At 63.5% G+C, this 15135-nt stretch carries 12 protein-coding genes; 7 read left to right on the forward strand and 5 right to left on the reverse strand.

Features of this window, described 5'->3' with window-relative positions; genetic code table 11:
• The first annotated feature begins 60 nt into the window (after positions 1 to 60).
• Positions 61 to 933 carry a UbiA family prenyltransferase gene (locus tag AXW84_RS16580; RefSeq protein ID WP_068235689.1) on the forward strand — a complete coding sequence of 291 codons (873 nt, stop codon included), beginning with the start codon at positions 61 to 63 and terminating at the stop codon, positions 931 to 933.
• An 84-nt stretch (positions 934 to 1017) separates the two neighbouring features.
• Positions 1018 to 1662 carry a hypothetical protein gene (locus AXW84_RS16585; protein ID WP_068235692.1) on the forward strand — a complete coding sequence of 215 codons (645 nt, stop codon included), beginning with the start codon at positions 1018 to 1020 and terminating at the stop codon, positions 1660 to 1662.
• Positions 1663 to 1664: 2 nt separating this feature from the next.
• Here AXW84_RS16585 and AXW84_RS16590 read toward each other — a convergent pair whose 3' ends face one another.
• Both AXW84_RS16590 and rho read right to left on the reverse strand, forming a co-directional pair.
• Positions 1665 to 2135, reverse strand: coding sequence for a hypothetical protein (locus tag AXW84_RS16590; protein ID WP_068235694.1), 471 nt, complete (start codon positions 2133 to 2135; stop codon positions 1665 to 1667).
• A 130-nt stretch (positions 2136 to 2265) separates the two neighbouring features.
• A complete protein-coding gene (rho, locus tag AXW84_RS16595) occupies positions 2266 to 4575 on the reverse strand; it encodes a transcription termination factor Rho (protein ID WP_068235697.1) in 2310 nt (769 codons plus the stop codon).
• Positions 4576 to 4910: 335 nt separating this feature from the next.
• Between rho and serS the strand changes: the two genes are divergently transcribed.
• Positions 4911 to 6185 (forward strand): serine--tRNA ligase, encoded by a 1275-nt coding sequence (gene serS / locus AXW84_RS16600; RefSeq protein WP_068235704.1) that lies wholly within the window; start codon positions 4911 to 4913, stop codon positions 6183 to 6185.
• A gap of 778 nt (positions 6186 to 6963) precedes the next feature.
• On the opposite strand, the gene AXW84_RS16610 is transcribed toward serS, so the two are convergent.
• The 3 genes from AXW84_RS16610 to AXW84_RS16620 form a co-directional block, all read right to left on the reverse strand.
• Positions 6964 to 7239, reverse strand: coding sequence for a UBP-type zinc finger domain-containing protein (locus AXW84_RS16610; protein WP_068235712.1), 276 nt, complete (start codon positions 7237 to 7239; stop codon positions 6964 to 6966).
• A gap of 100 nt (positions 7240 to 7339) precedes the next feature.
• Positions 7340 to 8398 (reverse strand): glycosyltransferase family 9 protein, encoded by a 1059-nt coding sequence (locus AXW84_RS16615; RefSeq protein WP_068235714.1) that lies wholly within the window; start codon positions 8396 to 8398, stop codon positions 7340 to 7342.
• Between the two features lie 218 nt (positions 8399 to 8616).
• On the reverse strand, positions 8617 to 10377 hold the full coding sequence (locus AXW84_RS16620) for a helix-hairpin-helix domain-containing protein (protein ID WP_068235716.1): 1761 nt from the start codon (positions 10375 to 10377) through the stop codon (positions 8617 to 8619).
• Positions 10378 to 10490: 113 nt separating this feature from the next.
• Between AXW84_RS16620 and AXW84_RS16625 the strand changes: the two genes are divergently transcribed.
• The 4 genes from AXW84_RS16625 (at position 10491) to AXW84_RS16640 (ending at position 15031) form a co-directional block, all read left to right on the forward strand.
• A complete protein-coding gene (locus tag AXW84_RS16625; RefSeq protein ID WP_068235719.1) occupies positions 10491 to 10892 on the forward strand; it encodes a hypothetical protein in 402 nt (133 codons plus the stop codon).
• A gap of 188 nt (positions 10893 to 11080) precedes the next feature.
• A complete protein-coding gene (locus AXW84_RS16630) occupies positions 11081 to 12973 on the forward strand; it encodes an alpha-amylase family glycosyl hydrolase (protein WP_068235722.1) in 1893 nt (630 codons plus the stop codon).
• Between the two features lie 64 nt (positions 12974 to 13037).
• Positions 13038 to 14444 carry an MFS transporter gene (locus AXW84_RS16635; RefSeq protein WP_068235724.1) on the forward strand — a complete coding sequence of 469 codons (1407 nt, stop codon included), beginning with the start codon at positions 13038 to 13040 and terminating at the stop codon, positions 14442 to 14444.
• A gap of 101 nt (positions 14445 to 14545) precedes the next feature.
• Complete coding sequence (locus AXW84_RS16640) at positions 14546 to 15031, forward strand: thioredoxin family protein (protein WP_068235726.1); 486 nt, start codon at positions 14546 to 14548, stop codon at positions 15029 to 15031.
• The last annotated feature ends 104 nt before the right edge of the window (positions 15032 to 15135 follow it).

Below are 15135 nucleotides of genomic sequence, written 5' to 3' on the forward strand. Positions count from 1 at the left end.
GCGGGCGGGCTGTTCTTGCCACCTTTGCGCCCTCCGCGCCCGATAAATACCCGCTGCTAAATGCTAACTGCTTACCGAAAGGCGCTGCCGCTGCTGCGCATCCCGTTTTCATTGTACCTGATGCCGGTGTTCTGGTTCGGGCTCAGCGCGTTGCGGGGGCCCTGGAGCGGCGTGCGGGCCGCAGGTGTGTTCGTGGTGCTGCACCTGCTGGCCTACCCCGCGTCGAACGGCTATAACTCCTACTACGACAAAGATGAAGACAGCATCGGCGGCCTGAAAACGCCGCCCAAGGTCACGCCCGAGCTGCTGCACCTGGTGCGGCTGTTCGACCTGCTGGCGGTGGTAGGGGCGGCGCTGATTTCGGCCACCTTTGCGGCCCTGGTGGTGGTGTACCTGCTGGTTTCCAAGGCCTACAGCTACGACGGCATCCGCCTGAAAAAGTACCCGCTGCTGAGCACGGCCGTGGTGGTGGTGTTCCAGGGCGCCTTCACGTTTTTGATGACGCAGGTGGGCGCCGGGGCCCTACCGGCGCAGCTTTTTGAGAAAACCAACCTGCTACTGGCCGTCGTCAGCACGCTGTTTTTGTGCGGCTCCTACCCGCTCACTCAAGTGTACCAGCACGCCGAAGACGGCCGCCGCGGCGACCGCACCCTGAGCCTCCGGCTGGGCATCCGGGGCACATTTGTGTTTGCGGCGGTGGGGCTGCTGGCCGGCGCCGGGGCCCTGGCGTTCACCTACTGGCTGCGGGGCGAACCGCGCAACATCCTCGTTTTTCTGGTGGCTACGGGGCCCGTGGTGGCGCTGTTTGGGCGCTGGGCCTGGCTGTCATGGCACGACGCAGCCCACGCCAACTTCACCTGGACGATGCGCATGAACCAAGTATCGTCGCTTTGCCTCAGCGCCGCTTTCATCGCCATACTGCTCTGGCGCTGAAACCCGGCCAAGCGCGGGCGGCCGCAGCGCGCAGGGGCCCCGGCTGCGTAGTAAGTAACTATCTGTCATCCCTTTCTTAATTCCATGCGCCTCTTCCCGCTCCTGCTGTTGCTACTGCTGGCGGCCTGCAACACCGCCCCCACGGCCACCACCGAAACCACTACCGAAACCGCCGCCGCACCGCCCGCTGCCCAGCCCGCCGCGCCCGCCGCCGGGGCCCTGCCCCCGCCCGACACGGCCCGCGCCAAAGCCGTTTCGGCCCTCGGCGATACGTTGCGCGTAGTGCGCCAACGGCACAACTTCAGCCGGTCCGAGGGCCCGGCCGATGCGTTCCGGCTGGTGTTTCGGGGCCCCTCGGTGCTAAAAGGCACCGCCGAGTTCACGATTACCGATCCCAGCGGCCAGGTTATTTTCCGCGAGATGCTGACCGAGCCCGACCTCGAAGCGGCCCTGGTGTACGAACTGAAAACCCCGACCGCCACGCCCGCCGAGCGCGAGGCGTACGTACTGCGCCGCATCGACCAGTTTTTCCAGCCTGCACAGTTCCAGACGCCCGCCGTAGGGCCCCAGGCCACATTTCCCGGTAATGTCGAAAACCTTGACCAAACCACCTGGGCCGACCTCAAGCGGCGCCCCGGCACCATTGGCTTCGACTACCTAAAGGGCAAGGAAGACCGCCAGCGCCTCGCCTGGTCGCCCCTGAAAAAGCAGACCATCCGCGTGCGCTAAGGCTATTTAGCGGTGACGAGGGCCACGCCCGCCGCCCCGCGGCTGCCGTAGAGCGCCGCTGCCGGGGCCCCTTCCAGAAACTCAAGCCGCCGTATTTTTTTGTTGGCCAGCAGCCGCTGTAATTCCGCTGGGGCCCCAGGCGCCACCAGCCGCCCATTTACCACGCACAGCAGCACGGCGGCCCGTGGCCGCGGGTCAGCCGCTTCCGCCCGCCGACAATTTTCCTCGTAGACCTGCCGCTGCGCTGCCGAAAGCGGCAGGGTGCACACCGCCGGGGCCCAGCCCCGCACGCCGCCATCGCAGGCCACGCGCTGCTGCAAAGCTGCTACTTGCTGCTTTAGTGGCAGTTGGCGCACGCTGGCCACCCACGCCTGCGCGCTGGAATCGGTGGCAAATACCGGGCAGGCAGGAGCCGTTTGGGCCGTAGCCGACCAGCCAGACAGCAGCAACAGCGCGAGACAGAGCGTTTTCATGTGGCAGATTTAACGCCTAAAGAAAGCAGGTTTTTCGGTAAGCACTCGCCGTTTCTTTTGGGGCCCCAACGCAAAAAGCCACCGCTTTTGGCGGTGGCTTTCGGTGGCAAACGGGCTTCTGCAACCGGCGTTAGCCGTTCATCGAAAGCAGGAACTCGTGGTTGTCCTTGGTGCCTTTGATGCGGTCTTTCAGGAATTCCATGGCTTCGGTGGCGCTCATGTCGGTCATGAAGCGGCGCAGCACCCACACACGGCCCAGCTCTTCCTTGGTCATCAGCAGGTCTTCGCGGCGGGTACCGGAAGCCGGGATGTCGATGGCCGGGAACACGCGCTTGTTGGCCAGCTTGCGGTCCAGTTGCAGTTCCATGTTGCCGGTGCCCTTGAATTCTTCAAAGATTACTTCGTCCATTTTCGAGCCCGTCTCAATCAGCGCCGTGGCGATGATGGTGAGCGAGCCGCCGCCCTCCACGTTGCGGGCCGCGCCGAAGAAGCGCTTGGGCTTTTGCAGGGCCCCGGCGTCGATGCCGCCCGAGAGGATGCGCGAACTGCTGGGCTGCACCGTGTTGTAGGCCCGCGCCAGGCGGGTGATGGAGTCGAGCAGAATCACCACGTCGTGGCCGCACTCCACGAGGCGCCGGGCCTTGTCGAGGGCCATTTCGGCAATTTTCACGTGGCGGTCGGCCGTTTCGTCGAAGGTCGAGCTGAGTACTTCGGCCTTCACAGTGCGGGCCATGTCGGTCACTTCCTCCGGCCGCTCGTCGATGAGCAAAATCATCAAATACACCTCGGGGTGGTTTTCCGAAATGGCGTTGGCAATTTCCTGGAGCAGTACCGTTTTGCCGGTTTTGGGCTGGGCCACGATGAGGCCCCGCTGGCCCTTGCCAATCGGGGCAAACATGTCAAGCACGCGGGTGCTGATTTGGCTGGGCTTGGTGCTGAGCTGCATCCGCTCGTCGGCAAACAGCGGCGTTAAGTGGCTGAACGGCACCCGGTCGCGGACTTCCTCCACGGTGCGCCCGTTCATGCTGTCGATGCCCACCAGGGCAAAATACTTCTCGCCTTCGCGCGGCGGCCGGATGGTGCCCGCCACCGTATCGCCGGGCTTCAGGGCAAATTGCTTCACCTGCTGCGGCGACACGTAAATGTCGTCCGGCGAGGTCAGGTAGTTGTAAAACGGCGAGCGCAGGAAGCCGTAGCCGCCGTCGGGCATCAGCTCAAACGTGCCGTTGCCGGGCACCACCAAGTCGATTTCCTGGCGGGCGGGGCGCTGGTTTTGATTCTGGTTTTGCCCCTGATTTTGGCCCTGGCCCTGGTTTTGATTCGGGTTCTGGCCTTGGTTTGGGTTCTGGCCTTGGTTCGGCTGGCCCTGGGGCTGGTCGGGGTTTTGGCCGTTGGCGCGCTGCTCGTCGCGGCGCTGCTGGCGTTGCTGGTCGCGCTGGGCCTGGCGCTCCTCGCGGGTCATGCGGGGCTGCTGGTCCTGGCCGTTGCGCGGCTGGTCCTGGCCTTGGCCGTTGCGGAGCTGGTCTTGCCGCGCTTGGTCGCTGCGCGGCTGATCCTGGCGGGGTTGGTCCTGGCCGTTGCCGTTGCGGTACTCGCGGGGCTGGTCGTTGCGGTACTCGCGGGGCTGCTGGTCCTGGCCATTGCGGGGCTGGTCTTGCCGGAAAGCGCGGGGCTGGTCACGGTCGTTGCGGCGGTTGGCATAGTCATCGGCGCCGTAATCGCGCCGGGGATTGTCGCGGGGGGACCCGTTGGGGCGGCCGGCGGCGTCGGTGGCCGAAGCCTCGGCGCTGGGCGCGGGCAGGGCCACATTGCCCTCGCTGCTTTCCACGGCTTCGCGGGCGGCGCGGGCCTCGTCGCGGGCGGCTTGGGCGGCTTGCTCGGCGGCGCGGTTCTCGCTGATGGGCCGGCCGTTGCGGCCCACCCGCTCGCGGCGGTGGCGCTCGGCAGGGGCCCCATCAGCCGCCGGAGCAGCTTCGGCACCTTCCGCAGGAGTTTCAGCCGTGGGCTGGGCTGAAACAGGAGCAGCTTCAGCAGCCGGTGCTTCCTCCTGGGCAGCCACGGCTGCGGGGGCAACAGCAACCGTTTCGACCAGAATTGGAGCTATCTGCACGGCGGAGGGGCCCTCCGCGGCGGGCGGGGCCACGTCGGAGAAGGGCTGCTCGGGCACCAGGGGCGCGACGCGGCGGCTGGTGCGGGCCACGGCAGGGGCCCCGGTGGCGGCAGCAGCGGCGCGGGGAGCGCGGGCCGGTTTGGCGGCGGGCGCAGCGGCCGTGGCGGCCTCAGCGGCGGCTTCGGGGCCCGGTTGGGCGGCCTGCTGGTCCAGAATCTTGTAAATCAAATCCTGCTTACTGAGCCGCTTGAAATTGCCAACGTTGAGCTGCTCGGCAAGTTCTTTGAGGTCGGGCAGCAAACGGTCCTTCAACTCGTTGAGGGTGTGCATATAAAAATTAGAGGGAGGGAATATCGGGGAGGGACCGGTGGGCGGGCTCGGGGCCGCCAAAGGCGCACGGGCGGCAACGGGGCGTATAAGCCGCCGGCCGAAGAACCGCGTCAGCGCGGCACAACAACACTAATCGGATGGAGCAATACGAATGGGGGCAACCCGGCGCTACTTATGAAAAGGCAGGGATGGGTGCGGGCCAGCGGCACCCCCTGGGCCCACGGCCCGGCCACGGGGGCCGGTTGCTACCGCAATGTTAGGGCATTACGGGCAAACTGCCAAATCGGATGCCCGGCGGTCTACCTTTGCTGCCGATTCTTCACAACCCGCGTCCCATGCTGCAAGTTTCCGTCCTCAAAGAACAAACCGACCGGGTACTGGCCGGCCTCGCCAAAAAACACTACCCCACCGGCCCCGCCGACGTGGCTGCTATCCTCGACCTCGACCAGCGCCGCCGGGCCCTACAAACCTCCCACGACGCCGCCCAGGCCGAAGCCAACGACCTCGCCCGCCAGATTGGGGCCTTGATGAAAAGCGACGACCGGGCCGGCGCCGAAACCCTGAAAATCCGCACCACGGAGCTGAAACAGCACACCAAAGCTGCCGCCGACGAGCTCACGCAGGTAGAAATTGCCATCCAGCAGCTGCTCTACAAGCTGCCCAACCTGCCCCACGCCAGCGTGCCCGAAGGCCGCGCCGCCGCCGACAACGAGCTGGTGTGCGCGCACGGCGCCAAGCCCGAACTGTACACCGGCGCCCAGCCGCACTGGGAGCTGATTAAAAAGTACGACATCATCGATTTTGAGCTGGGCATCAAAATCACGGGCGCCGGCTTCCCGGTGTACAAAGGCCAGGGGGCCCGGCTGCAACGGGCGCTAGTCAACTTTTTCCTCGACGAGGCCCGCGAGGCCGGCTACACCGAGGTGCAGCCCCCCATTGTGGTGAACGAGGCCAGCGCCACCGCCACCGGCCAGCTGCCTGATAAGGAAGGCCAGATGTACCACGATGCCAAGGACGACCTCTACCTCATCCCCACGGCCGAGGTGCCGGTGACAAACCTCTACCGCGACGAGATTATTCCAGTCGAGCAGCTGCCCATCCGCAACGCGGCCTACACGCCCTGCTTCCGCCGCGAAGCCGGCTCGTGGGGCGCCGACGTGCGGGGCCTCAACCGCCTGCACCAGTTCGACAAGGTGGAAATCGTGCAAATCACGCAGCCCGAAAACAGCTACGCGGCCCTCGACGGCATGGTGGCCCACATCGAAAGCCTGCTCCAAAAGCTAGGCCTCCCCTACCGCGTGCTGCGCCTGTGCGGCGGCGACATGGGCTTCGCCAGCGCCCTAACGTATGATTTGGAGGTGTGGAGCGCTGCCCAGGGCCGCTGGCTCGAGGTGTCGTCGGCGTCCAACTTCGAAACCTACCAGGCCAACCGCCTCAAGTGCCGCTACCGCGCCGACGGCGGCAAAACCCAGCTCCTGCACACGCTCAACGGCTCGGCCCTGGCCCTACCCCGCATCGTAGCCGCCCTACTGGAAAACAACCAAACCGCCGACGGCATCGAGCTGCCCGAGGTGCTGCACAGCTACTGCGGCTTCAGCAAGATTGGGTAGTTGTTTGGTTTGTATTTTAGGCATATCCTGTACATAAAATGGTTAAGATAAACAGGGTGAATGGATACAATGAGTTGATTATTGATGACAACTGCGATTATAGTTTTTTCTATAGTACTGCTGATAAATTAGAAACGAGATTTAACGTGGCGTTTATCAATAAACTTGATGGCCTCGATACTTTGTATTGGATTTTTCGGTACGAAGGCGCGTTGTTCGTCCTTCATTACAATATTTATCTAGGAGTAAGTGTATACCCTGCAAATCTTGAAAAAGCCACTGATAGGGAAAACCATTTATTGAATGATATTGCAAACTGGTGGCAAACAAACTAAAATATGAGATGCAGAAGGGCCCTGTTGAATACTCAACAGGGCCCTTCTGCATCTCGCAAGCCGTTACCTTTGGCCCAACGCACGGTATACACCTCGCCAACGCGGTTGCCTATAAACGGTGAACCCCCGGCTGCTGGTAACAACCGAGGGTTCAAGAAGTAGGTGTTGAAGCACCTAATCTTCTCATCCAGATGGAAAAGGAACGTGCGAAATCGGAGGTTAAGTTCAGGCTTGACGTCCGAATACCCGAAGGGCTAGTAAAATGGCTGCTTTGGTTTCTAGTGGGCGGTGGAGCCTTAACAGCCGCCGAACACTGGATTAAGTAGGATAAGGGGCTGGGCCGTGAGGTTCGGCCCCTTATTTTTTGTGAGACAAATATACGGATACAGCGCAAAAAGTTTGCCTGATCCTTTTTATGGCTCCGGCAGACTTTTACCGGGGCCCTAATACTCTACCATTTGCTCGTCCATGTAGCACCAGAGCCACCGCTCGCCGGGCTGGGCGGAGGCGATGACGGGGTGCTGCGTGGCGTGGAAGTGCTGGGTAGCGTGCTTGTTCTTCGAGTCGTCGCAGCAGCCGATGTGGCCGCATTCCTGGCAGGTGCGCAGGTGCACCCAGGCGTCGCCCAGGGCCACGCACTCGGGGCACACGTGCTGGGCATCCGGGATGATGTGGATGATGTGGGTGATGTGGGCGAGGTGTTGGCAGATGTCGGACATGGTGGCTTTTTAGTTGTCAGTTGCTCGTTGTCAGTTGTTAGGTTCGTAAGTGGTTTACTGACAACTGCCAACGAGTAGCTGACAACTAATCCTGGGGCCCCTAGCGGCCGTCGCGAGGCGGCGGCAGATTCAAATCTAACGCCTGGTCGTTCATGCACTTGAAATGGCCCTGCGGGCACTTCGCAAACCCGATTTTGGAGCAGGGGCGGCAGCTCAGGTTCAGCACCTCCAGGGCCCTGAACTCGGTTTTGTAGGGGTACATGCCAAAGGCGGGCACCGTGTTGCCCCACACGCTGAAAATTTCCTTTTTGAACGCCGCCGCGATGTGCATCAGGCCTGTGTCGTGGCTCACCACCAGTTGCGCCTGCCGCAGCAGCGAGGCCGACTGGTGCAGCGAGTAGCGCCCGCAACCGTTGTGAATGAGCGGACTAGCGAACGGCGCCGGCGCGTTCTTCGGGAAATAGTACGGGCTCTCGGGGATGCGGGCCGTGGGCTCGGCGCGGCCCGCGCCCGCGTCAAACGCCAGCTCGATAACGTGGCCGGTAGTCTCGTCCTCAGGGCCCCCGAGCAGCACGATGGGCCGGTTGAGTTTGGCGCACAGCGCGATGAGCTTCTCGACGGGCAGGCGCTTGGTGGCGTGCTGGGCCCCGATGGCCACCGCCACGTAGCCGCGCTGGAAGCCCGTGGGCAGGTCGCGCAGGTCGATTTCCTGGCCGTCGGGGATGAAGTAGTCGAGGCCCTGGCCGTCGTTGCGCACGCCCAGCGGGGCGGCGGCGGCCAGGTAGCGGTCCACGATGTGGACTTTGGGCAGGGTGTTGATTTTGAAGTTAACTAGCAGCCATTTCTGGCGGTTCAGCTTGTCGAAGCTGGCCGATTTCACGTTGAGCTGCAGCTTGAGCAGCCGGGTACGCAGGTTGTTGTGCAAATCGACGATGAAGTCGAATTTCTCCGCTCGCAGCTCGCGCACCAAGTCGCGCAGCGACCCGCTGAGCACGTGCACTTTGGCGATGTGCGGGTTGGGCTCCAACAGGCCCCGGTAGGCGGGCTTGGTGGCAAAGTGGACCTCTGCGCCCGGCACCTGCTGCGCCAGGGCCCGCACCACGGGCGTGGTCAGCACAATGTCGCCGATGGAGGAAAAGCGGAGGACGAGGATCTTCATTTTAGAACTGGGGGCCCTGATAATTAAGGCCGTTCAATCAGGCCATCATGCTAATAAGACCGTCCAATGAGGCCGTCATGCTGAGCGCAGCGCAGCGGAGTCGAAGCATCGCTACCGCGGCAGTAAACCGATTGATTGAATTACTCAGCAGTAGAGATGCTTCGGCTGCGCTCAGCATGACGGCCTAACTTGAGCCTACCAGCCTAAGTAATGACAGCTTACTCAAACAGCGACGTTCTAAACACCTCGGACGGCTTGATGGCGGCTTTGCGGGCGGCGAAGTAGGTGGCGGCTTCGTCCACCGATTTGGTGTTGAAAGTCATCTCCTTGGTTAGCATGCCCTTGCGGCCCATGAGCACGCCGTAGCGGGTGTCGGCGTAGCCGTCGGTGTGGTGGGCGTCGGGGTTGATGCTGAGCTGCACGCCTTGGTCGAGGGCGTAGCGCACCCAGCGCCAGTCGAGGTCGAGGCGCCAGGGGTTGGCGTTGATTTCGATGATGACCTGGTGCTGAGCGCAGGCGTCGATGACGGCCTTGTAATCAATGGGGTAGCCTTGGCGGCGCAGCAGCAGGCGGCCGGTGGGGTGGCCCAGCATGGTGCAGTACGGGTTGGCGATGGCGCGCAGCAGGCGGTCGGTGGCCTTGCGCTCGTCCATCTTCAGGTTGGAGTGCACCGAGGCCACGATGAAATCGAAGCTCGCCAGCACGTCGGGCGTGTAGTCCAGGGCCCCATCGCTGAGGATGTCGCTCTCAATGCCCTTGAAGATGCGGAACGGCGCCAGCTCCGCGTTGAGCTGGTCAATTTCCTGGTGCTGCTGGCGCACGCGGTCGGCGCTGAGGCCGTTGGCGTAGTGGGCGGCCTGCGAGTGGTCGCATATTCCTAGGTATTCGAAGCCGTGGTCGCGGAGCCAGGTGGCCATTTCGCGCAGCGAGTGGTTGCCGTCGGAGTAGGTGCTGTGGTTGTGCAGCGAGCCGCGGATGTCGCCGTCTTCGAGCAGGCGGGGCAGCTTGTTTTCGGCAGCCAGCGCGATTTCGCCCAGGCCCTCGCGCAGCTCGGGCACCAGGTATTGCAGGCCGGCGCGCTCGTAAAGGGCTTCTTCGCGCTCGAATTTCTCGCGGCGGGCCCACTGGCGCAGCGTGGCCGGCTGGCCGGGGCCCTGGCCGGCGGCGCTGGGCAGCGGCTCGGCGAGGTGCGCTTCGGTGGCGGTTTGCAGGAACAGCTCGTTCACGAAATCTTCCGGCGCCACCAGCAGCACTTCCACGGCCACGCCCGAGCCGGCGGCGGTGCCGCGCCAGGCAAAAGGCCCCGACTGCGCCGGCGCGGGCACCAAGCCGTCGAGCGAGTTGAGCAGGTCGTGCGCCTTTTCGGGCGCGTCGGTGGCGGCCACCAGGGCCACGGTTTCCACGGTTTCGAGGCGGCGGCGGGTTTCGCCGGCTACGGCCACTTGGTCGGTGCCCAGGGCTTCGCGCAGGCGGCGGGCCAGGGCTTCGCCCAGCTCTTCGGCCTGCGGGTAAAGGAGCTTGCCCTTGCTTTGGTCGGTGAATTCGAGGGCTTCCAGGATGGCTTGCTGGGTTTTCTGGCCGAAGCCCTTGAGCTTGCTCACCTGGTCGGCCTCGGCGGCGTCGCGCAACTGCTCGGCGCTTTCGATGCCCAGCTCGCGCCACAGGGCCCTAATTTTTTTCGGGCCGATGCCCTTAATTTTCAGCAGCTCCACCACACCGGGTGGGGTAGCGTCGAGCAGGCGTTGCAAGTCCGAGAACGTGCCCGTGTCGAGCAGCTCGGCCACTTTGGCGGCGGCGGTTTTGCTCAGGCCGGTGCGGTCGGGCAGGCCGGAGCGCTCCACCTCGGCCACCGGGAAGCTCAGGGCTTCCAGCGAGGCGGCGGTGCCTTCGAGGGCCCGGATTTTGAAGGGGTTTTCGTCGTGCAGCTCCATGAGCTGCGCCGCCAGCCGAAAGGCGCGGGTAAGGGCGCGGTTGTCCACAGGAATAGGTCGTTTGGGTGAGCGAAGGTACCGCCGGGCGTAGCTTGCGGGCGGCGGCTGGGGGCCCGCAGAGGACCCGCCGCCTAGGTGCGTTTACGTTAACTTCCACACTTATGGTCTCTGCTCCGTCCCGCTCGTTAGGATTGCTGCTACTGCTGCTTCTGACGGCCACGTGCCAGCAACGCCGCTCCAACCGGGCGGCCGTCAACCCCGCCGCGTTGCAAGGCACGTGGCTACAGGCGCAGGAAGAAACCCGCGGCGACACCTTGGTGTACCGGCCCAACACTTATAAGTTTGGGCCCAGCCGGGGCCGCACGGGCTTTGCCATCGGGACGGCGGGGCGCTTCACCGAGTTTGACATCGCGCCCACCGACGGCCTGATTGGACACGACGGCACCTGGACGGCCCTTAACCCTGACCACCTGCGCATCCATTTGGCCGACAACAGCGCGCCCGACTACACCCTGGAAATCATCTCGTTGCACCACGGCGTGCTAAAGCTGAAGCGGCCGTAGGGGCCCTGGGCCGGCGGGGTAATTGATACTTTTTCATCAAAGTTTCGGCACGTAGCCGTAATTTTCCACGCTGCCCGGCGGCCCGCGTGGGGCCCCGTGCCCGCGTTTGTGCACCCCGGCCGTTGCACCGCCACGGCGCGGCAGCATTGGCAGCGGCTACTTCCTGCGTTACTTACCTCGCTCTGTCCATGAAAATATTCCCGTTGTCTGCCTTGGCTTTGGCCGGGGCACTGGCCGCTTCGGCGGTGCACGCCGCCCCGCTGCGGGGCCCCAAAGAAACGCCGGCCCACGCCCAAAAAGCCAGCGCGGCTATCGACCGCATTGACCCCACCTACTGGTTTGTGGGCATGAAAAACCCCCAGGTGCAGCTGCTGGTGCACGGCCCCGGCCTGGCCAGCAGCACGGTGACGCAGCCTAATTACCCCGGCGTCACCCTCGACAAGGTAGAGAAGCTGACCAGCCCCAACTACCTGCTGCTCAGCCTCACGGTGCGGCCCGACGCCAAGCCGGGCAAGATTAAGCTGCAATTCAAAGGCGCTAAGAACTTCACCTATAGCTACGAGCTACGCGCCCGTAATGCCGACCCGCTGCGCACGCAGGGCCTTACGCAGGCCGACTTCATTTACATGCTGATGCCCGACCGTTTTTCGAACGGCGACCCGAAGAACGACGTGGTGAAAGGCACCCGTGTGAACCACATCGCCCGCGACTCGATGTACGCCCGCCACGGCGGCGACCTGAAGGGAATTGAGAACCATTTCGGCTATTTTAAACAGCTGGGGGCCACGGCCATCTGGCCCACGCCCATCGTGGAAAACGACATGCCCAAGGCCAGCTACCACGGCTACGCTGTGACGGATTGCTACAAGGTGGACCCGCGCTACGGCACCAACGCCGAGTACGTGCAGTTCGTGAAAAATGCGCACGGCCATGGCCTTAAAGTGGTGCAGGACATTGTGTTGAACCACTGGGGCAGCTACCACCACTTGTTCCGCGACCAGCCGGCGGCCGACTGGTTCCACGCGTTTCCCACCTTCACGCGCAGCAATTACAACGCCTTCGTCCTCAACGACCCGTACGGCTCCAAAATCGACCGCAAACTGGAAAACGACGGCTGGTTCGACACCACCATGCCCGACGTGAACCAGAGCAATCCGTTGGTGGCCACGTACTTGATCCAGAACTTCCTGTGGTGGGTGGAAAGCACCGGCCTCGACGGCTACCGCATCGACACGTACCCCTATTCCGAGCCGCAATTTCTCATGGCGTGGGGCAAGGCCATTGCCGACGAGTACCCCAAGCTGGCGCTGTTTGGCGAGGCCTGGGAGGGCACCGAGGCCGAGCAGGCGTTCTTCGCGCAGAACATTTTTCCGCCCGTCAACGGCTTTAAGTCGAACCTGCCGGGCGTGCTCGATTTCCAGATTTGCTTCGGCATCGGCGACGTGCTGAAGGGCGACGGCGGCGACTTGACCAAGCTGTACCGCGCTTTGCAGGGCGACTGGATGTACACCGACGCCACGCGCAACGTGCCGTTTCTCGACAACCACGACATGAGCCGGTTCTACTCGGTTATTGGTGAAGACTTTGCTAAGTACAAAATGGGACTGGCCTGGCTGCTCACGCTACGTGGCACACCGCAGCTCTATTACGGCACGGAGGTGCTGATGAAGAACTTCTCGGACCCCGACGGCAAGGTGCGCGAAGACTTCCCCGGCGGCTGGGCCGGCGACAAAACCAACTATTTCGCGGCCCGCCCGGGCCAGGCCGGCGAGGCCTTTGACTACGTGAGCAAGCTGGCCAACTACCGCAAAAGCCACCCCGTGCTCAGCAGCGGCAAGCTGATGCAGTTCATCCCGCAGGACGGCGTGTACACGTACTTCCGCTACACCGACGCCGGCGAGTGCGTGATGGTCATCGCCAACAACACCAAGGACGCCAAGCAGGTGGACGGCAACCGCTTCGCCGAGCGCACCGCCGGCTTCGCCTCGGGCCAGGACGTGGTGACCGGGGCCCCCGTGCCCGACCTGAAAACCCTGGCCGTACCTGCCCGCACGGTAATGGTGGTCGAGTTAAAAAAATAGATTTGGAAGATGGGGCCCCGGGCCCCATCTTCATCGCGCATCTCCCTAAATCCCACCCACTTCTATGGCCGCTGGAGCCGTTACGTCCGCCCATTCTACCCACGCCAAGCCCCGCCTCACGTTCTGGCAAATCTGGAACATGAGCTTCGGCTTCCTCGGCATCCAGTTCGGCTTTGCCCTGCAAAACGCCAACGTGAGCCGGATTTTCGAGACGATGGGCGCCAAAACCGATGAAATCGCCTTTTTGTGGCTGGCCGCGCCCGCCACGGGCCTCATCGTGCAGCCCATCATCGGCTATCTCTCCGACCGCACCTGGAGCCCGCGCTGGGGCCGCCGCCGGCCCTACTTTCTGGTAGGAGCCATTTTGGCCTCGATTTCGCTGCTGGTGATGCCCAACGTGACGGCCCTGTGGATGGCGGCCGGCATGCTCTGGATCATGGATTCGAGCATTAACATCAGCATGGAGCCATTTCGGGCCCTGGTGGGCGACTTGCTGCCCTCGGAGCAGCGCACCACGGGCTTCGCGGCCCAAACGTTTTTTATCGGCGTGGGGGCCGTGGTGGCCTCGTCGCTGCCCTGGGTGCTCACCAACTGGTTCCACGTGGCCAACGTGGCGGCGGCGGGCCACATCCCGGCGTCGGTACGCTACTCGTTCACGGCGGGCGGCGTGGTGTTTTTCCTGGCGGTGCTCTGGACGGTGCTGCGCACCCGCGAGTACCCGCCGGCCGACCTGGCCGAGTTTGAGGCCGAAAAGGCCCGCACGGCCGGCATCGCGCACGGCTTTCGGGAGTCGTTTGCCGGCATTTTCAAGATGCCCAAAACCATGCGCCAGCTGGCCGTGGTGCAGTTTTTCTCGTGGTTCGCGCTGTTCTCGATGTGGATTTACACCACGCAGGCCGTCACCAGCCACGTGTTCCACACCACCGACACCACCTCGGCCCTCTACAACAAGGGCGGCGACTGGGTGGGCGTGTGCTTCTCGGTTTACAACGGCTTATCGGCCGTGATGGCGCTGCTGCTGCCCATCGTGGCGCGCCGCACCAGCCGGCGCTTCACCCACATGCTGGCCCTGGTGCTGGGCGGCTTGGGGCTGATTTCCATCTACTTCATCCACGACTACCACTATATTTTGCTGTCGATGGTGGGCGTGGGCATTGCCTGGGCCAGCATCCTGAGCGTGCCCTACGCCATGCTGGCCGGGGCCCTGCCCTCCAACAAAATGGGCTACTACATGGGCGTGTTCAACTTTTTCGTGGTGCTGCCGCAGGGCGCGGCCGGCCTCATCCTGGGGCCCCTCACCAAGCACGTTTTCCACGATCAGCCCATTTACACGCTAATGGTGGGCGGCGCCGCCATGATCATCGCCGGTCTGCTCACCCTCACCGTGGATGATGTGGACGACGTGCCGCTGGCCACCACCGGCGAGCCGGCCGAAAACTTCGGCTACGGCACCCCCGCCACCCGGGCGTAGTTTTTGCCTTGCTGTCATTCCGAGCGCAGCGAGGAACCTGGGCCAAGCATTGCTTCAGGTTCCTCGCTTCGCTCGGAATGACAATTTTTTATTTCCTCCCTATGCTACTCCGCTTTGCCCTACTGGGGGCCCTGGCCGCCGCACCCTTCCACCCCGCCGCGGCCCAAACCCCGCCGGGGGCCCCAGCGGCTAATTTGGTAGCCAACTGGGGCCTTACCGATTTGGCCGCCGCGCAAGCCAGGGCCAAGGCCACCGGCCGGCCCATCGTGGCCGTGTTTTCGGGCTCCGACTGGTGCGCGCCGTGCGTGAAGTACGAGCGCGAGGTGTTTGCCCAGCCCGCCTTCGTGGCCTACGCCAAGGACCGGCTGGTACTGGCCCATTTCGACTTCCCACAAAAACCGCAGAACCAGCCGTCGCCCGAGCAAATCAAGCGCAACGACGCAGCCAAGGCCCAGCTCAATCGCGAGGGCGAGTTTCCGCTGGCCGTGGTGGTGGCGCCCGACGGCAAAATCCTGGGCAAGATTGGCTACGTCAGCGGGGGCCCCGCGGGCTTCGAGGCGTACTTAAAAACGTTGCTGGGCAAATAGTTATTTCTGAAAGAACAGGATAAAGAAAGGTCGTCATGCTGAGCGCAGTCGAAGCATCTCTACCGCAGCAGTAAACATGATTACTTGCGCAATAGAGATGCTTC

The organism is Hymenobacter sp. PAMC 26628 (genome assembly GCF_001562275.1).
Classification (GTDB): domain Bacteria; phylum Bacteroidota; class Bacteroidia; order Cytophagales; family Hymenobacteraceae; genus Hymenobacter.